The following is a 19628-nucleotide window of genomic DNA, read 5'->3' on the forward strand; positions in this document are numbered from 1 at the left end:
GCGTTCGCTGCTCAAGGGACCCACCACCTGGCTCGGTCCGGTGGTCCGGTCGAGCTTTCCGACGGGTACGGCGCTGAAGAAGGGTGTGTCCGGGCGCCGGGCGCCGGGCGCGACTCCACGCGGCGAAGAGGGCGTCTCGGGCCGCTCTACGGCAGGCCACTCGGAAGGCCGCGGTCGTGCAGGGGCTCGCGGAGGTCCTGGGCGAGTCGCGAGGTGATGTGCGCCAGCAGTTCCGTCTTCTCGGGATTGAGGTAGAAGTGGTTTCCCTCGAAGACCCGGACGTCCGCGCCCGCGGTGGTCGCCGCCGCCCACGACGAGAGGTCCTCGACCGGACACACGGGATCGCGATCGCCTCCGCACGCCGTGATGGGAATGCCGAGACGGTGCAGGTGAGCCGGGCGGTACGCCCTCAGGAGACCGAAGTCCGCGCGCAGTGCGGGCATCACGATCGGCAGCAGTTCAGGGATGTCGTAGACGGCGGCGCCCTCGGGGTCGAGGAGGCGGAGGTAGTCCAGGATCGCGGCGTCGGTCCCGTCCGGCTGAGGCGGAGCCTCCTCGTGCGGGCCGCGAGGCCGGCCCCGGCCCGACACGAACAGGCGGGTGAGGGGGACGTCGGGGTGGTCCTCCAGGCGGCGGGCCACCTCGTAGGCCACCGCCGAGCCCATGCTGTGGCCGAACAGTGCCAACGGCCGGTCGGCCAGCTCCCGTAGCAGTACGGCCGTGATCGCGTCGGCCAGCTCCGCCATCGTGGTCGCGAACGGGTCGGCGAACCGGTCCTGACGGCCGGGGTACTGGACCGCCACCACCTCTGTCCCCGGTGGTGTCAGCGCGGCCCAGTCCTGGTAGGAACTCGCCGCACCGCCGGCGTGCGGAAAGCACACCAGGCGGATCCTCGCGGCGGGTTCGCTTACCCCGCGCAGCCAACGACCCTCGCTCTGCCGCCTGTTCACACTTCCGCCTCGAACTCGGAGAGCAGGTCGTCCAGCAGCCCGTCGCCTTCGCCGTGCCGTTTCATCTCGCAGACGCGGGCGGCCATGTCCCGCAGCGTGATCGGCTCCAGAAACAGCTGGATCGGCACGTCGATGCCCAGCTCGTCGCGCAGCCGTCCGGCCAGGTGGACCGCCGTGAGCGAGTCGCCGCCGGCCTCGAAGTAGGTCTGTGCCAGATCGGCAACGCTGGTGAGATCCAGGGCCTCGATCACCAGCGCGGACACGGTGGCCGCAAGCCCGTCCTCGGTCGTGGGCGCCGGCTCGGGTGCCGCCTGCTCCCGCGTCGCGGTCCTCCTCGGTGTCAGCGCGCCGAAACTCTCGCCCGCGAACGGGTACGTCGGCAGCGACACCCTGCGGACACCGTCGCCGAAGGCCGGCCAGCTCACCTCCTCGCCCCTCAGCCACGCCTCGCCGAGCACGTCGATCGTGGGGTCCGGGCGGCCCGCGGCGAGCGCCGTGAGCTTGCCGGCCGCCTCGCGCACATCGGCGGCCACGACATAGGCGCGGACGGGCAGCGCGACCCGGCCCGTGCGCAGGGTGTGGGAGACATCGGCGAGTGACGGGGCGTCGGCGGCCGCCAGCCGTGTCGCCAACCGCTCGGCCAGTAGGATGAGTTGGCCTTCGGTACGCGCCGAAAGCGGCAGGACCGTCGGGCCCGCCGCCGCTGTCCTCGCCCGCCGCTCGGGCGCCTCCTGCAGCACCACGTGGACATTCGTGCCGCCGATTCCCACCGACGTCACGCCCGCCAGCCGGGGCAGACCCGCCCTGTTCGGCCAATCCTCCGTCTCCGTCACCAGGCGCAGCGGTGAGGCTCCTGCGCGGAGGCCGGCGACCGGGCTCGTCACGTTGACCGTCGGCGCGAGCGTCGCATGCTCCAGCATCAGGATCGTCTTGATCAGCGCCGCAGCCCCGGCCGCCGTGTCCGTGTGCCCGATGTTCGACTTCACCGAGCCGATGCCGATGTCCGGGGCCCCGGCGAAGGCCCTGGCGGCGACCTCCAGCTCGATCCGGTCGCCCAGCGCCGTCCCCGTGCCGTGCGCCTCCAGGTACTGCGCCGTCGACGGATCCAGCCCCGCGGCCGCCCAGGCCTCACTGACGGCGGCGATCTGCTGATCCACACCCGGCGCGGTGAAACCGACCTTGCCGGAACCGTCGTTGGTGACCGCCGTGCCGCGGATCACCGCGCGCACCGGGTCCCCGTCGGCCAGCGCGTCCGACAGACGGCGCAGGACCAGCACGCCCACGCCGCTTCCCGGCACCGTGCCGGCCGCCTGCTCGTCGAAGGGGCGGCAGCGGCCGTCGGCAGAGAAGATCCCGCCCTGGTAGTGGACATAGCCCTGTCTGCGCACGCTGCCGATGGCCACACCGCCCGCGAGCGCCGCGTCGCACTCACCGAGCAGCAGTGCCTGTACGGCCAGGTGGACCGTCGTCAGCGACGTCGAGCAGGCGGTCTGCACCGCCATGCTCGGCCCGTCCAGGCCCAGCCGATAGGAGATCCAGGGTGCCAGGAACTCGCGGTCCGTGAGGATGCGTACCTGCAGGGCGCCGATGGTGGCCGCCAGCTCCGGGTCCGTGCCGGCCGCCAGCGCGTGCTCGGTCGGACTGCCCCCGACGTACACGCCGGTGCGGTGCGGGACGCTCGGCGGGGCGTACCCGGCGTCCTCCAGGGCGGACCAGGCGGTCTCCAGCAGCAGCCGGTGCTGGGGATCCAGCGCGGCGGCCTCGGTGCGGCTGAAGCCGAAGAGGTCCGCCTCGAAGCGGTCCGCGTCGGCGAGATGTCCCTGGGCGGGGACGTACGCGGGGTTGCCCAGCTCCGCCGCGTCCGCTCCGTCGGCCAGCAGTTCGCTCTCGGTGAGGGTGGAGATCGAACAGACGCCGTCGCGCAGATTGGTCCAGTAGGCATCCAGGTCCGGAGCGCCGGGAAAGCGGCCGCTCATGCCCACGACGGCCACCGCCGACTCCGGATGATGCAGGGGTACCTCTTCGGTCGTCATCGTGTCATGCCCTTCCCGGAACGCGGCTGCCGCAGCGCAGCCAGGCGCAGACGGCGGTCGTCTCCTCGCCGGGCCGCCTCCCCCTGGGGAGCGGTGTCCTCGGCCGAACTGTCTAGATGGGCCGCCACGGTGGCGACCGTCGGATGGCGGAACAGGTCGATCAGGGTCAGGTCCCGGTACTCCGGACGCCGCTCCCGCAGCGCCGTCAGCACGGCCAGCAGCCGAACCGAGTTGCCGCCCAGATCGAAGAAGTTGTCCTCGACGCCGACGCGGTCGAGGGTCAGTACCCGCTGCCAGATCTCGGCCACCCGGTGCTCGGTCTCGGTGCGCGGGGCAGCGTACGACTCGCGCAGCCGGGGCCGTGACGCCGGCGGTTCGGGGAGCCGGGCCCGGTCGATCTTGCCGGAGGGGTTCACCGGCAGCTCGGGCAGGCGCACGAAGACCTCCGGAACCGCGTAACCCGGCAGCCGCTCCGCCAGATGAGCCCGCAGCGCCTCGTCCGAGACGTCCGAGGTGGCGACCAGGTACGCCACCAGCCGCTGCCGCGTCCCGGTCCCGCGCACCGCCGCCGCGGCAACCGCCACGTCGGGGTGGCCGGCCAGCAGAGCCTCGATCTCGCCCAGTTCGAGACGGAAGCCGCGCAACTTCACCTGGGAGTCGATGCGGCCCAGGTAGTGCAGCACGTCGTGCGCGTCGACGCGGCACAGGTCGCCGGTGCGGTACATACGGCTGCCGGGCGGGCCATAGGGGTCGGCGACGAAGCGCTCGGCGGTCATGCCGGGCCGGCCGACGTAGCCGCGGGCCAGGGAGGCGCCGGCGACGTACAGCTCACCGGTCACCCCGACCGGGACCGGGCGCAGCCGGTTGTCCAGCACGTAGGTGCGAGTGCCCGGCACCGCCGCACCGATCACCACCGGCTCGCCGGGACGCAGGACGGCGGTGGTGGAGTAGACCGTGGCCTCGCTGGGCCCGTACCCGTTGACGATCCGGCGGCCCTCCTCGCCGAGCCGTTCGACCAGTTCCGCGGGGCAGGCTTCGCCGCCGACCGCGAGGGTGCGCAGCTCGGGCAGGGCGCCCGGAGCGCGCGGCAGGGTCATCGCGGCCGACGGGGGCAGGAAGACGTACGTGATCCGGGAGTCCCGCAGGCGCGCCTGCAGCGCCTCGCCGAGCCGTTCGTCCTCCCGCGCGATGTGCAGCTCCGCGCCCGCGACCCAGGAGAAGAACAGGTCGGAGACGGCCACGTCGAAGCCGAACGACACGAACTGCAGAACCCGGTCCTCGGCGGTCACCGGGAACACCGGGCGCACGTTCACCGCGAGGTTGAGCAGAGCGCGGTGCTCGACGGCCACGCCCTTGGGGACTCCCGTGGAACCGGAGGTGTACAGCACGTACGCGAGGTCGTCGGGCCCGCAGACCACCGGGTCCGGAGCCGCTCCGTAGGGCACGGTCCCCTCGTCCACCACCAGCGCGGGGACGTTCAGACCAGCCGCCCGCCCCGCCGTCTCCCCGGCCGTCAGCAGCAGGGACGTGCCCGAGTTCGTGACCATGTGGGCGAGGCGGGCCGGCGGATTGGCCGGATCCAGCGGGACGTAGGCGCCGCCCGCGCGCAGGACCGCGAGGGCGGCGACGCCCATCTCCGCCCCACGGGGCAGGAGCAGGCCGATCCGATCCCCACGGCGGACACCCCGGGCCTGCAGCAGTGCCGCCAGGCCGTCGGCGCGCGCCAGCAGTTCACGGTACGTCAGCCGCAGGTCCCCACAGACCAGCGCCGTGGCGTCCGGCTGCGCGGCGGCTCGGTCCGCCACCAGATCGGGGACCGCCCGGTAAGCCGGCACCGCCTCGTCCGTACGGTCGCCCAGCCTCAGCAGCCGCTCGCGCTCGTCCGCCGGGACCATGGGGATGGCCGACAGCGGCGCGTCCGGCCGGTCCAGCAGCCCCTCCAGCAGGGTCTCGAAGCACCGCACCCACCGCCGTGCCGTCGCGGCCTCGAACAGCTCACGGCGATGGATGAGGTACGCGGCCAGCTCCTCGCCCCACCGCTCCACCTGGAGGTGGAAGTCGAACTTCGCGGTGTTCAGGACCAGGGGGAGCCGCTCGACCTCGGCGCCGGACAGCCGCAGCGCCAGCTCGGTGTCGTCGTCGTAACCGAGCACCACCTGCACGACCGGGTCGTAACTGATCTCGCGGGTGGGTGCCACCGCGTTCACCACCGCCTCGAACGGGGCGTCCTGGTAGGGCTGGGACTCCACCAGGGCGGCGTGCAGCCGGTCGATCAGATCGTGGTACGACGGGTCGCCGGACAGGTCGACGCGCAGCGCCAGGGTGTTGGTCAGCATGCCGACCATGTCCTGGAGTTCCGGGCGGTCCCGGCCTGAGACGGGGAAACCGATCACCAGGTCCTTCGCATCCGACAGGCGGCCCACGAAGGCGGCGTACGCGGCGAACACCGCCATGAACGGCGTGCCGCCGCGCGACCGGGCCGTGGCCGCGATCCGTTCGCGGACTTGGGCCGTCAGCGTGAACCGTTCGACGCCGCCCGCCGCCGAACGGACGGCACCGCGCGGTCGATCCAGGGGCAGCGGAACCGTCCTGGGGGCGTCGTGCAGACGTTCGGTCCAGTAAGCGACCGAGCGGTCGTAGCCGCCGGCCGCCTGCCGCTCCCGTTGCCAGACGGCGAAGTCGGGGTACTGGAGCGGGGGTTCGGGCAGAACGTGGCGCGTGCCCGTCGTCTCGTTCTCGTACAGGGTCGACAGCTCGCGCAGCAGCACCCCCAGCGACCAGCCGTCGCAGACCAGATGATGGGCGACCAGGAGGATGCGGTGGCTGCCGTCGTCCACGTCGTACACCGTGCAGCGAAGCAGCGGGCCGGTCGTCGGCTCGAAGGGGTGCGCCGCTTCGGCGTGCACGCGCGCCAGTACCTCCGGCGCCGGTACGGCCCGCTCGACGCGCAGCGCGGCGCGCCCCGTCGCCGCCACGATCTGCACGGCCGTACCGTCCGGGGCGGTCCGTACGACCGTGCGCAGCGACTCGTGCCGCGCCACCAGCCCGTCCAGCGCGCGGCCGAAAGCGGCCACGTCGAGCGGGCCGTTCACGGTGTAGGCGGCGGGCACGTTGTACTGGGCGGTGCCCGGGTGCATCAGGTTCAGGACCAGCAGACGGGTCTGTGCTTCGGAGGCCGGGAATTCGTACTCCTCCCCGTGCTCTCCGTCTCCCGAGCCGGTCCCGACCGCGGTGTCAGTCCCTGTAACCAACTGGTTCACTCCCCGTACGTCCGGTTCTGTGTCGCGTGGTGGGTCGCGTTCCGCGCCGCTGCCTCGACGACCGCCGCGATCCGTGCCGCCTGGGCCGGTTTGAAGACGTCGTAGTGCGTGCCAGGCAGCTCGTGGGCGTCGACGTCGGCGGCGCCGCGCAGCCAGCCCGCGGTCTTCTCCGCCGTCGTGACGCCCTCGGGATCCTCGGTCGCGGAGAAGAGCGTCACGCATCCGTCGTACGGTGGAGGGCTCCATGCGCGGTGCAGACGGATGTGGTGGGCCATGGTGTCCACCAGGGCGTGCGTCCGTGCGTCGTCGAACCCGGCGATCAGGCTCTCGTCGTGCCTGGCCAGCGCGAACGCCTCCGCTCGGGTGGCCGGCACCGGAACGCCCGGGGCGGTGATGCGCAGCAGCATGCTCAGCGCCTTCGCCTCCACGAGCGCCGGATCCAGCGGGATCCGGGCCACCTCGGCCGGTTTGGGCAGGGTGTCTACCACGCCGAGCAGCGCGACGTCCTCGCCGGCACGGCGCAGCGCCACCGCGATCTCGTAGCAGAGCGGTCCACCGAAGGACCAGCCGATCAGCAGGTAGGGGCCATGCGGTTGAGCGGCGCGAATCCGCGCCAGATACTGCTTCGACAACTCGTCGATGCTGTCGGCCAGTTGGGCGACGCCCGTACTCAGGGCCGGGGTCTGCAGGACGTACACCGGGCGGTCCGGACGCAGGTGCGGGACGATTCCGCGGTACCACCAGCCGACGCCGGATCCCGGGTGCACGCAGAACAGGGGGGTACGGGCCGCCGCGCCGCCCGCACGCAGGGTGAGGAGCGGCGCGAGGCTGTCGTCCACGGCACCGGGCCCGGGACCTTCCAGCCAGGCGGCCAGTGCGGCGGGCGTCGATGCCTCGAACAGACGGGGGATGGGCACCCGGACGCCCAGCGCGGCCTTGATACGGGAGGCCAGGCGCAGGGCGAGCAGGGAGTGGCCACCCGAGGCGAAGAACTCGGTCTCCGGATGGGCGGGGAGATCCAGCACGTCGCTGAAGAGACGGCACAGCTCGCGCTCCAGTTCGGTGCGGGGCCCGCGGGAGGGCGCGGTGATCGCCGAGGGGACCGGCAGGGCCGACCGGTCCACCTTGCCGTGCGCGGTGAGGGGGACGGCGTCGATGCGGGACCAGAGGGAGGGCAGCAGATGCGCGGGCAGGATCCGGGCCGCATGTGCCCGCACGGTGTCCGGTGTGGTGCCGTCCTCCAGGACCAGGTGGGCGACCAGCCGCCGGCCTCCGGCAGGGTCGGGAGCCGGGCCGACCACCGCGCGCACCACGCCGGGACAGGCGCTCAGCGCTGCTTCCACCTCCGCGGGCTCGATCCGGAAGCCGCGCACCTTCAGCTGGTCGTCCGCACGTCCGGCGAACTCCAGCACACCGTCGGCCGTCCAGCGCACCAGGTCGCCGGTGCGGTACATCCGGCTGCCCGGCGGGCCGTACGGATCGGCGACGAACCGCTCGGCGGTCAGACCGGGACGGCCGAGGTAGCCGTGGGCGAGACCAGTGCCGGCGACGTACAACTCGCCCACCGTCCCGGCGGGCACCGGGCGCAGCAGACGGTCGAGGACCTGGGCGCGGGTGTTGTCCAGCGGCCGTCCGACGGGCACGGACGAGCCGACAGCTCCGGCCACGGACTGGGCCGTCGCGAACACCGTCGTCTCGGTGGGCCCGTAGCCGTTGACGACCAGCGTCCCGGGGCAGTGCTCGCGCACCCGGCGCACCGCGTCCGGCGCGAGGATGTCGCCGCCCGCCCACACCTCGCGCAGGGTGCCGAGCACGTCGGGTGCCAGCTCCGCGACGGTGCGCAGCAGCTCGGCGGTGAGCCACAGGGCGGTGATCCCCGCCTCGGGCAGCAGCCTCTTGAGGAGGTCGGGGGTGACGGGCCCCGGCGGGGCGATCACCACGGTGCCGCCGTTCAGCAGCGGCACCCAGGTCTCGTAGAGGGCGGCGTCGAAGGTGTGCGGGCTGTGCAGCAGGACGCGTCGATGCGCGGGGCCGAAGCGGGAGTCCGCGGTGAGTTCGGCGATGGCCCGGTGGGGGGTGATGATGCCCTTGGGCTCGCCCGTCGAACCGGAGGTGTACATCACGTAGGCGGCGGACTCGGGGGGTGTGGCGGTGATCGGCACGGGCACGTCCCCCGACGCGCGGGGGGCCAGCACCAGGACCGGATCCGGGAGTTCCACGTCCGGCCCGGCGATCGCCACACGCACGTCCGAACGGTCCGTCAGCGCCGCCAGCCGCGCCGCCGGAGCCCGCGGGTCCAGTGGCAGACAGCACGCCCCCGCCCTCAGCACCGCCAACTGGGCCACGACCATGGACACGGAACGGTCCAACGGCAGCGCCACGGTGTCGCCGGGCCGCACTCCTGCCTCCCGTAGCCGCGCCGCCAGCCTGCCGGACGCCGCGTCGAGATTGCTGTACGTCAGCGACGCGCCGTCCGCTTCGACGGCCGGCGCGTCGGGGGTACGGGCCACCTGCTCCGCGAAGCGGCCGGGAACGCTCAGCGAGCCGGACAGCGGGCGCACCGGCCCCTCCGCCAGCCGGGAGAGCTGGAGCCGTTCCCGCTCCGGAAGGACGTCGAGCCGCTCGGCCGGTGTACCGTCCGCGGCGGCCAGGGCCTCGAAGGCGCGCACCATACGGGCCCCGAGCGCCGCCCCGGAGATGCCCCGGCGACAGCTCACCCGCAGCAGCATCCGCTCTCCGGCGACCACGGCGATCGCCACCGGATAGTGGGTCGCGTCCCAGGTCTCGACCAGCTCGACGGCCGGAGTGCGTCCGTCTTCCCGGGCACGCGGGAAGTTCTCGAACGCCAGGACCGTGTCGAAGAGTTCGTTCTTCCCGGTGGCCCGCTGGATCTCGGACAGCCGCACATGGTGGTACGGCGTGAGGCGCAGCCGCTCGTCCTGGACCCGGGCCAGCAGCTCGTCGACGCCCTCCCCGGAGCGCAGCCGGATCCGCACCGGGAGGGTGTTGATGAACAGCCCGACCATCCGCTCGACGCCGGGCAGATCATGCGGTCTGCCGGACACCACCGCACCGAAGACCAGGTCCTGCGCACCGGTCAGCCGGGCCAGGACCAGGGCCCAGGCGGTCTGCGCCACGGTGTTGACGGTGACCCCGGCCGCGGCGGCGCGCCGACTGACCGCCTGCGTCAGCTCGGACGTCAGCTCGACATCCACGGTGTCCGCGTCGGACCGGTCGTCCGGCCCGTCCGGCCCGTCCGGATCCAGCAGCGCGGGCCGGTCGAGTCCGCTCAGGGAGTCGCACCACGCGGCCTGTCCGGCCGCCTGCTCCTGCGCGTTCAGCCAGACCAGGTACTGCTTGAAGGGGACCGGGGGCGACAGTTCCGACCCGCCCCGGACCAGCTCCTCCAGATCGCGCGCCAGAATCGGCAAGGACCAGCCGTCCAGCAGAATGTGATGCAGCGTCAGCAGCAGGTCGGCGCCGGCGTCGTGGCGCACCAGCAAGCCGCGTACCAACGGAGGACGGGACAGGTCGAACCGGCGTGCCCGGTCCTCGGCCGTCAGCCGCGTCAGCTCGGCCTCGACCTCGTCCGGCGCGCGCCCGGTCAGGTCCCTCTCGGTCCACGGCACCGTCGCCACCCGCGGAATCACCTGCACGGTCTCGTCCAGGTTCTCGTACCGGAAACAGGCGCGCAGATTCGGATACCGCTCCAGCAGCGCGGCCACCCCGCACCGTACGCTCTCCGCCGGGACGCCCGGGGCGATGCGGAACCTGGCCTGCACCAGGTACGGATCGGGGCGCCCGGGCTCGCGCAGGGCGTGGAAGAGCAGGCCCTCCTGAGCAGGGGAGAGCGGCAGCAGGTCGGCGATGCGGCCGCCCATCAGTGGTCGCCCTCCGGACTCTTGTCCGCCGGGTCCGCCAGACCGGATGCGAGGTCCTCCTCCAGCATGGCGAGCTGGTCCGACGTCAGGTTCACCAGCGGGAAGTCGGAGCCGGTGTGCGTGCTGGTGCCGTCCCGTCGGGCATGCCCGGCCAGCACCTCGATCGCCTCGCACCACAGCCGCGCCAGTCGCCGCACCTCGTCCTCGCCGAGCACGTCACGTGCGTAGGAGAAGTCGGCGCTCAGACACAGCCGTCCGTCGCCGTCCTCGCGGACCAGCGCGTCCACTTCCACCGCGTGGCCGAGCGGCAGCGCCTCGGCGGTCATGCCGAGCAGTTCGCCGTCGGCCGTGTCGCCCCCGGAGAGCCTGCCCAGATAGTTGAAACGCAGGTCCGGGACGGGGAGCGCGGCCAGCTTCGGAGCCGTGTCCGGGTTGAGGTGCCGCAGCAGCCCCCAGCCGAGGCCGGCCGACGGGACCGCCCGCAGCTGCTCCTTGACCTGTTTGAGCGCCTCGCCTGCCGCGTTCTCCGTGGACTGCCAGAAGCGCGGGCCGAGCGCGTCGCCCGCGTCCAGCCGGACCGGGTACTGCGTGGTGAACCAGCCGACCGTACGGGAGACGTCGACGGGTGTGGACAGCGTCTCCCGGCCGTGTCCCTCCAGATGGACCAGGAGTCCGGTGCCGTGGCCTCGCTGCCGCATCGCGGCTGCGGCCAAGCCTGTCAGCAGGACCGCGTCCGGGCCGCAGTGGAAGGCCTCGGTCACCTCGGTCAGGGCCGCCGCGCTGAGCTCGGGCGTCAGCTCGACGGTGAGTACGGCACGGCGCGACCCGACCCCCCGGCCTTGCGCGATCCGGGCGTCCGGCCCGTTCAGCATCCGCTCCCACCAGCCGGTTTCCACGTCGGCCAGCTGCGGCCGCACCGCCTCCCGCGCCAGCGCACGAGCCCAGTGGGCGAAGGCGGTACCCGGACGGTCCGGGAGCCGCCCACCGGCCAGCAGGGCGGCGAGTTCGGGGCCCAGCAGCCGCCAGGACACCCCGTCGACGGCCAGATGGTGCACGGTGAGCACCAGCAGCCCCGGACGCCCTGGAACAGCGGGATCGAGCCAGGTGGCCCGCAGCATCTCGCCCTTCTCTGGGTCCAGGCGCAGCGAAGCCGCCAGCTCCTCGGCCATCGCCCGCAGATCCGCACCCGCGGGCGCCTCGACCCGCCCCACGGTCACAGCGGGCACCGCCTCCGGTACCTCCAGTTCGCCCTGCGTCAGACGCATCCGCAAGGCCCCGTGCCGCTCCACCAGCTCGCGTACCGCGGCGCCGACGCGCTCCTGGCCGGCGCCACGGGGCACCGGAAAGACCATCGACTGGGTGAACGCGGCCGCCTCCCCGGCCTGGTCACGCCACCAGCGCATCACGGGCGTCAGCGGAAAGCGCCCGGTGACGGAGTCCTCGTCGGCGCCCACCGCGTCGACGTCCCGCGCCGCCAGGGCGAGCGCGGCGGGTGAACGGGCGACGAAGACGTCACGAGGGGTGATCGCCAGTCCCGCCCGCGACGCCCGCCCGGCGAGCTGGATCGCCATGATGCTGTCGCCGCCGAGCCGGAAGAAGTCATCGTCGGCGCCGATTCGTTCGACGCCCAGCACCTGCTCGAACAGGGCACTCAGGGTCACCTCCCGGGTGCCCTGCGGAGCCCGTCCGGTGACCCGCGGCCGGGTTCCGGGCACGGGCAGCGCGCTCCGGTCCAGCTTGCCGTTCGGTGCCAGCGGCAGCTCGTCGAGCACCACGACGTCGGACGGCACCATGGCCACGGGCAGCCGCCCGGCCGCGTACCCGAGCAGATCCTCCGGCACCGGGTCGGTCCCGCCGCCGACGACGTACGCGATGAGCCGCGGCCTGCCCGGCCGGTCCTCCCGGACGACGACCACGGCCTGTGCCACCGAGGGGTGCCCGCGCAGGACGGCCGCGACCTCGCCCGGCTCGATCCGCTGACCACGGATCTTCACCTGGTCGTCGGACCGGCCGAGGTACTCCAGCTGCCCGTCGCCGCGCCACCGGGCCAGATCGCCGGTGCGATACATCCGGTCGCCGGGCGCCCCGTGGGGGTTCGCCACGAACCGCTCGGCGGTCTGCCTGGGCTGTCCCAGATAGCCGTACGACAGCCCCCGCCCCGCCAGATAGAGCTCGCCGCGCACCCCGGGCGGCAGCGGCCGCAGCCGCTCGTCGAGGACGTAGGCGTACGTACCCGGGATCGGGAAGCCAATGGGCGGGCTCGTGCCGTCACCGGTCAGCGGGCCGGAGACGGTGGCGGCGACCGTGGCCTCGGTGGGCCCGTAGGCATTGTGGAACCGGCGATCGCCGACGGCCCAGCGAGACACCATGTCCGGCGTGCACACCTCCGCACCCACGACGAGCGAACGCAGGTCGGGGTACTCCCCGGCGGGGACCGTCGCCAGCAAGGAGGGTGGCAGGATTGCGGCGCCGATCCGCCGTCCGGTGAGCACGTCGGCGAGTTCCTGCCCGGCGAGCGCGCCCGGCGGCGGTACGACCAGGGTGCCGCCGGAGCCGAAGGCCATACACATCTCGAACACGGAGATGTCGAACGCGGGCGAGCCCAGGTGCAGCACCCTGGTGCCGGGCTCCAGGGCCAGGGTGCCCACGAGAGCGTGGGCGAGGGCCGTGAGGCCGGTGTGCGGCACCACTACGCCCTTCGGTCTGCCGGTGGTGCCGGAGGTGTGGATCACGTAGGCGGCTGCGGCCGGATCCAACTCCTCGGCACACAACGGCTGTTCGTCGTAGAACTGCTCGTCCGGTGCCAGGGTGGGGACGTCCGTCCTCGGCAGTGCCCCGCCCTCGCCGACGACCAGCAGCACGGGCGACGCGTCCGCCAGGGCCAGCCGGATGCGCTCCGCGGGATGGCCGGGGTCGATGGGGAGGTAGGCGGCGCCGGTGCGCTGGACCGCGAGCAGCGCCGGTGTCATCGCGGCCGTGCGGCCCAGCGCGAGGGCCACGATCCGGCCGGGACCGGCGCCGTGCCGGATGAGACGGGCGGCCAGCCGGTCCACCCGGTCCGTCAGTTCGGCATACGTCAGCCGCAGGCCCTCGGCCTCCAGCGCCGGGGCGTCGGGTGTCCGGGCCGCCTGCCGGGCCACCAGGTCGGGCAGGGCCAGCGGGTCGGGGGCGGTGCCGCCGGAGGCCGGCTCCACGAGCGGCCGGCGGCCGGCCTCGGGCACCAGACCGACCTCGGCGTGCGGCACGGTCGGGTCGGCGGCGAAGCAGCGCAGCAGTTCCAGGTAGGCATCCGCCCAGGAGCGCACGGTGGCGGCGTCGAAGAGGGCCGTACGGATCTCGAAACTGCCGTCCATCGTGCCGTCGTCGGCGTCCCGCACGATGCCCACCAAGTCGTGCTCACCACCGGTGTGGATGCGCTCGGGCTCGCTGAAGTCCCGCAGCATGGCCACACTGCGCTGCTGGGTGAGGTGCATGAAGACCCACTGGAACAGCGGTGAGCGGCCGGCCCTGCGGTCGGGCGCGACCGCAGAGACGATGCGGCCCACGGGCACGTCGGCGTTGGCCATGAGCTGGGGGAAGTCCGTCACGAAACGGGCCAGGACATCGGCGAAGGAGTCGTCCGTCCCTACCCGCCAACGGGTCGGGATGGCGTTCATGACATACCCGATGACCCGCTCCAGACCTTTCGCGGCCCGGTTGGCGGACGGGGTGCCCAGCACCATGTCATCGGCGCCGGTCAGCCGGTGCGCCAGGATCGCGAAGGCGGCCATCAGCACGACGTAGACGGAGGCACCGCGCTCCCGGGCCAGCGTACGGACCGCCCGGGCGGTGGGCGCGTCGATCTTGAAGGGGATCTGCGCGACGCCGTCGTCGTCGGGCGCACCGTTCCCGCCACCCGGCACGGTGAGCGGTGCCGGCGGCTCGGCGAGGTAGCGGCGCCAGAAGTCCAGCCGTGCCTCGAAAACACCCGCCTCCTCCAGCTCCCCCTGCCAGGACGCGAAGTCGGCGTACTGGATCGGCGGCCGCGTCAGCGCCGGTTCGGTACCGGAGCACAGCGCGCCATGGGCCTCGGCGAACTCGGCCTGGAGCACGTCGAAGGACCACCAGTCGGCGATGATGTGGTGCAGGCTCAGCATCAGCGTGCTCCGCCGGTCGTCCACCGTGACTAACCGGGCGCGCATCAGCGCGCCGCCCGCCAGATCGAAGGGACGGCGCCGGAACGTCTCGAAGGCCTCGGCGATGGTGGTGCCGGTGCCGCGCAGATCCTCCCGCTCCAGCCTGAAGCGGTCCTCGGCCGGGAAGGTGACGTCGAGCGCGTCCGGCTCACCGCCGATACGGGCCCGCAGCACGTCGTGGTGGGCGCGCACCAGGGTCAGCGCCGCCTCCAGCCGATCCGGGGCGACCGGATCGTCGAAGTGGTAGGCGCAGCAGAGATTGAGCGCGGGCGTGCCCGGATAGAGCGACTCGTACACCCAGAGGTCCTGCTGTGCCGGGCTCAGCCGCACCGGGCCGTTCCCGTCGCGCGGTGGTACGACTGCCGGGATCAGCCCCACCTGCCCGGAATCCACGAGCCGTCGCACGAGCCGGACGCGCTGCTCACCGCTGAGCGCGCTGAACCGGTCGGCCGACGAAGTACCGCCGGCCGACTCCCTCACCCCCGTCATGCCACTTCCTCCTGGAGTTCGGCCAGCCGGTGCAGCCCGGCCAGCACTTCGTCGCGGCCGAGGCCGAAGTCCACGAAACAGGCGACCTCGTCGCAGCCGAGCTCGCGCAGATCGGCGAGCGTCTTCCGGCAGGTCTCGGCGGAGCCGAGCAGGCAGCCCCAGGTCAGATAGCGGTGGAACGCGAACTCCGCCAGCGCCGCCGTTTGTTCGGCGGTGAGTTCGGCGGTGGCCCGGTCCGCCGCACGGTTGGCCGCGGTCTGCCGTACGTACGAGCGCAGGTACCGCTTCAGCGGTGCGGCGGTCACACGCCGCGCCTCCGCGTCGTCCGCGCCGACGAAGGTGTGCGCCATCAGCGTCACCCGCCCGTGGGCGTCGGTGCCGCGCTGGTCGGGGGCGGCGGCGCAGGCGGCGCGGTAGCGGGCGATCTTCTCGGCGAGCTCCTCCCGGCTCTGCCCGACGGTCGCCCCGAGCACCGCCGTACGCAGGCGTCCGGCGGCCTCCCACGTCTCGGGGTTGCCGGAGGTGGTGAGCCACAGGGGGAGGGTCTCCTGCACCGGTCTCGGCTGCGGCACCACGCCGACCGGGGCGCCGGTGCCGTCGGGGAAGTCGACCGCCTCGCCCGCCCACAGACGGCGCAGCAGGGGAATGCCCTGCACGGTCAGCTCGCGGCGATCCGCGTACCTCTCGGGTGCCAGCACGAAGTCGGCGGAGTGCCAGCCCGTGGCCGCGGACAGGCCGATCCGACCCTGGGAGAGGTTGTCGACGACAGCCCAGTCCTCCACCACCCGCAGCGGATGATGCAGCGGCAGAATGACACTGCCCGCGCGGATACCGATGCGCCGGGTGGCCACGGCGAGTGCCGCGCTGAGCACCGGCGGGCTGGGGAAGACCTGACCCACCTGCTGGAAGTGGCGCTCAGGAGTCCAGATCGCGTGGAACCCGAGCCTGTCCGCGGCACGGGCGACGGCGAGAATGTCGTCGTAGGCCTCGCCGCGACGGGGCGCACCGGCGGTCGGGGCGTCGGCGGGGGGATCGGCGCCGAAGAACATCACGCTCAGGTCCATGGCACCTCCTCCTGACCGGAGGCGGTCCGGCTGTCGCGGTCGGGCTGCCGGGGGATGCGCCGCCGGCGTGGGATGGGCGCCGACTCCGCGGACGCCTCGGCCGGCGTGCGCACCCGCTCCAGCTCGGTGACCAGCGCGGCGACGGTGGGAGAGTCGAAGAGCTGAGCAGCCGTCACCGGGCGTCCCGAGCCGGTGAGCCGGGCCGCGACCCGTACCGCGCGCAGAGAGTTCCCGCCGAGTTCGAAGAAGTCGTCGTGCGGTCCGACGCGGTCGACACCGAGCACATCGGACCAGACCGCGGTGATCTCCCGGTGGAGGGCGGAGTCCGCCGGGGCGTCAGTGGTGTGGGCGGGTGCGAGGATCGCGTCCCGGGCCGGATCGGCCCGCCGGGCGGGTTCCGGCAGCCGGAGCCGGGTCAGCGGTACGTCCGGCTCGACGGTCGCGATCCGCAGCACCTCGACGACCGTTTCCGCCAGCCACTGGACGAACTCTTCCTCCAGACACGACGTGCGGTACTCGAAGACCAGCGTCATGCCGTCCGGCGCGCCCGACGGGCCGTGATCGTCGGTGACGTCGACCAGGAGCTCGAACCGCGCCGCGCCGGTGCGCAGCGGCTCCACCCCGGCCTCGGCGCCGGGCAGGTCCACCTCGGCGCGGGCGTTGTTCTGCAACGCCAGCACCACCTCGGTGAACGGCTGCCGCCCCGACCGCCGTACGGGATTGAGCGCGTCCACGACCTCCTCGAACGGCACGTCCTGGCAGGCGAACGCGCTCAGCGCCTGCTCCCGTGTGCGCGCGAGCAGCTGCCGCAGAGTGGGATCGCCGGCGGCGTCGATGCGCAGCACGAGCATGTTGACGAAGAACCCGACAACGTCGTCGACCATGCCGTCACGACCGCGACCGGCGATCGGCGAGCCGACCGCGAGGTCCTCACCCGCCCCCGCCCGAACCAACGCGGCGGCGAGCGCGGCGTGCAGCGCCATGAACAGCGTCGCGCCCTGTGCGCGTGCCGTCTCGACGATCCGTGCGTGCGTGTCCGCGTCCAGTCGCCGGACGACGGTGGCGGTGGACCGCCCCGGTACCGCCGGGCGCTCCGGGCGGCGCGGCAGCAAGGGGCCGCCTGGCGGCAGACCGGCCAAGGTGTCCCGCCAGAAAGCCAGTTGCGTGGCGAACGGAGAACCGGGCCGGTCCGCCGAGCCGAGCCATTCCCGCTGGCGGCGGGCGAAGTCGGCGTACGGGACAGGCAGTGGCCCCAAGTCCGGACAGGCACCGGAGTTCCGGGCGGCGTAGGCACGCGACAGGTCCCGAAAGAGCGGGGGCAATGACCAGCCGTCGGCTGCGATGTGATGCAGCACGAGCAGGAGAGCGTGTTCACCGGGACGGTCCACGACGCTGAACAGCACGGCGTGCAGCGGGAGTTCATGCGCGAGGTCGAACCGGTGCCGGGCCGCCTCGGTGACGGCGCGCGTCAACTCGGCGGAGCCGACTGTCAGGTGCCGCAGCCTCGGCAGGGCCGCGGCGCCCTCCAGCACCCGCTGTTCCGGTTCACCGTCCCGGTCCTCGAAGACGGTGCGCAGCGCGGTCTGCCGGGCGGTCACGTCTGCGAGGGCGTCTCGAAGGGCCTCGGCGTCGATCTCGCCGCGCAGCCGCACCAGCACCGGCAGGGTGTAGGCGGTGCCCGCGTCGACACGGTCCAGGAACCACAGGCGGCGCTGGGCGTAGGAAAGGGGCAGCGTGTCCCCGCCCCGGGGAGCCGGGGTGATGCCGTCCGGGCCGTCCGGGTGCGCCCACTCGACCTTCTCCAGGTGCGGCACCAGCTCCGCCGGTGTCCGGTATTCGAAGAGCGTCCGAACGCCGAGCTCGGCGCCCAGCGTCTGCTGGATCCGGCCCAGCAGCCGCGCCACCATCAGCGAGTTGCCGCCGAGTTCGAAGAAGTCGTCGTGCGGGCCGACCGACGCCGTTCCCAGCACCTCGGAGAACAGCCCGCACAGTGCCTTCTCCGTCGGCCCCGACGGGCCCCGTGTCTCCTGCGCGGCGAGCGAGCCGGTGACCGGGCCGGGATCGGGCAGGGCGGCGCGGTCCAGCTTTCCGTTGGGGGTCAGGGGCAGTGCGTCCAGCAGGACGAAGGCCGCCGGCACCAGGTAGTCGGCGAGCACCCGCTCGGCGTACTCGCGCAACTCGCGCCCCGACAGCTCCCGCCGACGTCCTTCGCGCGGCACGACATAGGCGATGAGCCGCCTGTCACCGGCGGCGTCGGTGCCGGCCACCACGGCGGCCCGCAGGACGGCCGGATGGCGGGCCAGGACTGTTTCCACCTCGCCGGGCTCCACCCGGAAACCCCGGATCTTCACCTGGTCGTCGGCACGGCCCAGATACTCCAGCACTCCGTCCGACCGGCGCCGCACCAGATCGCCGGTGCGGTACATCCGCGCACCCGCGGGACCGTACGGGTCCGCCACGAACCGCTCGGCGGTCAGCCCCGGCCGGCCGCAGTAGCCGAGGGCGATGCCCGCCCCGGCGGCGTACAGCTCACCCGTACAGCCGTCTGCGACGGGCCGTAACCGCTCGTCCAGCACGCGGAGCCGCTTGCCGGCCAGCGGGCGCCCGATCGGCACCGGCCGGCCGTCCCGCACCTCCGACTCGGTGACCGGATGGACCGTCAGGAAGACCATGCCCTCGACCGGGCCGTAGCCGTTGCTCAGCCGCAGCGCGGGGTGGCGCTCCAGGGCTCGTGCCGCGTGCGCGGGCGACAACGGCTCGCCGCCGACGATCAGTTCGGGGACGCCGTCGAAGGCCTGCGGGAACTCGTCGATCATCACGTGGAAGAGCGAGGCGGACATGTACAGGGAAGTGATGGCGTGGCTGACAACGAGTCGGGAGATCACCAACGGGTCGGGGCGCCGGCCCGGGTGGAGCACGCACAGGCCGCCGCTCAGCAGCGGTCCCCACAGTTCCATCGCGAACGCGTCCCAGGACACCGGGGAGCACTGCAACCACGCCGTCCCGGGCCCGAACGAGGCGAAGCTCTGCCCGGTCAGTGTCCCGGTGATCGCGGAGTGGGAGGCGACGATGCCCTTCGGGCGACCGGTAGAGCCGGACGTGAACATCACGCAGGCCGGGTCCCCCGGCCGTACCGTCACGGCGCCGTGCTCCATGGGGGGAACCGTTCTCGCGTCCTCCATCGCCACCGACGGCGCGCCCGAGCCCAGTTCCTCGGCCGCCGTGCCGCGCCGGGACACGATCGCGGCGACGCCCGCGTCGGCCGCCATCGCCCGCAGCCGTTCCGGTGGAAAGCCGGGGTCGAGCACGACATACCCGGCGCCGGCCTTGAGCGTCCCGAGCAGCGCCACCACCAGTTCGGTCGACCGCTCCAGATACACGCCCACCAGGGCTCCGGACCCCACTCCGTGCCGCCGCAGCAGACCGGCCAACCGATCGGCCAGGGCATCGAGTTCGCCATAGCTCAGCAGCTCGTCCCCGTACGCCAGTGCGGCGGCCGCCGGCGTGCGCCGAGCTTGTTCCGCGACCAGCTCATGCACACAGCGCGAGGCCCGCGATGCGCCCTTCTCAGGCATCGCCGGCCGCGTGGGCGGGACGTATGTCCGTCCAACGGTCCTCGACGAAGGCGAGGCAGTCGGCGCGGCTGCTGGCGGTCAGCGCCACGTTCCACCCGTCCGGCACGCTGATCCCGTCGGGCCAGAGCGAGAACTGGCCTTCGGCGTTGGTGAGTACGAGGTAGGTGCCGTTCTCGTCGTCGAACGGATTGGTGGTCATCG

At 73.1% G+C, this 19628-nt stretch carries 8 protein-coding genes; all 8 read right to left on the reverse strand.

Annotation, left to right across the window (positions count from 1 at the left end):
- Positions 1-146: 146 nt before the first annotated feature.
- Positions 147-881: an alpha/beta fold hydrolase gene (locus AB0N16_RS40080; protein WP_365805728.1), complete on the reverse strand. Its 735-nt coding sequence runs from the start codon at positions 879-881 to the stop codon at positions 147-149.
- A gap of 65 nt (positions 882-946) precedes the next feature.
- Positions 947-2983: a beta-ketoacyl synthase N-terminal-like domain-containing protein gene (locus AB0N16_RS40085; RefSeq protein ID WP_365805730.1), complete on the reverse strand. Its 2037-nt coding sequence runs from the start codon at positions 2981-2983 to the stop codon at positions 947-949.
- Positions 2980-6234: an amino acid adenylation domain-containing protein gene (locus tag AB0N16_RS40090; protein ID WP_365805732.1), complete on the reverse strand. Its 3255-nt coding sequence runs from the start codon at positions 6232-6234 to the stop codon at positions 2980-2982. Before AB0N16_RS40090 ends, AB0N16_RS40085 begins: the two co-directional genes overlap by 4 nt.
- A gap of 5 nt (positions 6235-6239) precedes the next feature.
- Positions 6240-10124, reverse strand: a complete 3885-nt coding sequence (locus tag AB0N16_RS40095; RefSeq protein WP_365805734.1) for an amino acid adenylation domain-containing protein — start codon at positions 10122-10124, stop codon at positions 6240-6242.
- Complete coding sequence (locus AB0N16_RS40100; RefSeq protein ID WP_365805736.1) at positions 10124-14788, reverse strand: amino acid adenylation domain-containing protein; 4665 nt, start codon at positions 14786-14788, stop codon at positions 10124-10126. Before AB0N16_RS40100 ends, AB0N16_RS40095 begins: the two co-directional genes overlap by 1 nt.
- Entirely contained in the window at positions 14785-15852 is a 1068-nt protein-coding gene (locus AB0N16_RS40105) for a MupA/Atu3671 family FMN-dependent luciferase-like monooxygenase (protein ID WP_365805738.1), read from the reverse strand. The genes AB0N16_RS40100 and AB0N16_RS40105 overlap by 4 nt, the downstream gene beginning before the upstream one ends.
- Positions 15843-19427 carry an amino acid adenylation domain-containing protein gene (locus tag AB0N16_RS40110; protein WP_365805740.1) on the reverse strand — a complete coding sequence of 1195 codons (3585 nt, stop codon included), beginning with the start codon at positions 19425-19427 and terminating at the stop codon, positions 15843-15845. Before AB0N16_RS40110 ends, AB0N16_RS40105 begins: the two co-directional genes overlap by 10 nt.
- Positions 19420-19626: an MbtH family protein gene (locus AB0N16_RS40115; protein WP_365805742.1), complete on the reverse strand. Its 207-nt coding sequence runs from the start codon at positions 19624-19626 to the stop codon at positions 19420-19422. The genes AB0N16_RS40110 and AB0N16_RS40115 overlap by 8 nt, the downstream gene beginning before the upstream one ends.
- Between the last annotated feature and the right edge of the window lie 2 nt (positions 19627-19628).

The organism is Streptomyces sp. NPDC051105 (assembly GCF_040682795.1).
Taxonomy (GTDB): Bacteria; Actinomycetota; Actinomycetes; order Streptomycetales; family Streptomycetaceae; genus Streptomyces.

What these genes read in the sequence shown, in the direction of transcription:
- AB0N16_RS40085 (WP_365805730.1), bottom strand. Translation starts at nt 2,983, where the DNA reads ATGACGACCGAAGAGGTACCCCTGCATCATCCGGAGTCGGCGGTGGCC.
- AB0N16_RS40095 (WP_365805734.1), bottom strand. Translation starts at nt 10,124, where the DNA reads ATGGGCGGCCGCATCGCCGACCTGCTGCCGCTCTCCCCTGCTCAGGAG.
- AB0N16_RS40100 (WP_365805736.1), bottom strand. Translation starts at nt 14,788, where the DNA reads ATGACGGGGGTGAGGGAGTCGGCCGGCGGTACTTCGTCGGCCGACCGG.
- AB0N16_RS40105 (WP_365805738.1), bottom strand. Translation starts at nt 15,852, where the DNA reads ATGGACCTGAGCGTGATGTTCTTCGGCGCCGATCCCCCCGCCGACGCC.
- AB0N16_RS40110 (WP_365805740.1), bottom strand. Translation starts at nt 19,427, where the DNA reads ATGCCTGAGAAGGGCGCATCGCGGGCCTCGCGCTGTGTGCATGAGCTG.
- AB0N16_RS40115 (WP_365805742.1), bottom strand. Translation starts at nt 19,626, where the DNA reads ATGACCACCAATCCGTTCGACGACGAGAACGGCACCTACCTCGTACTC.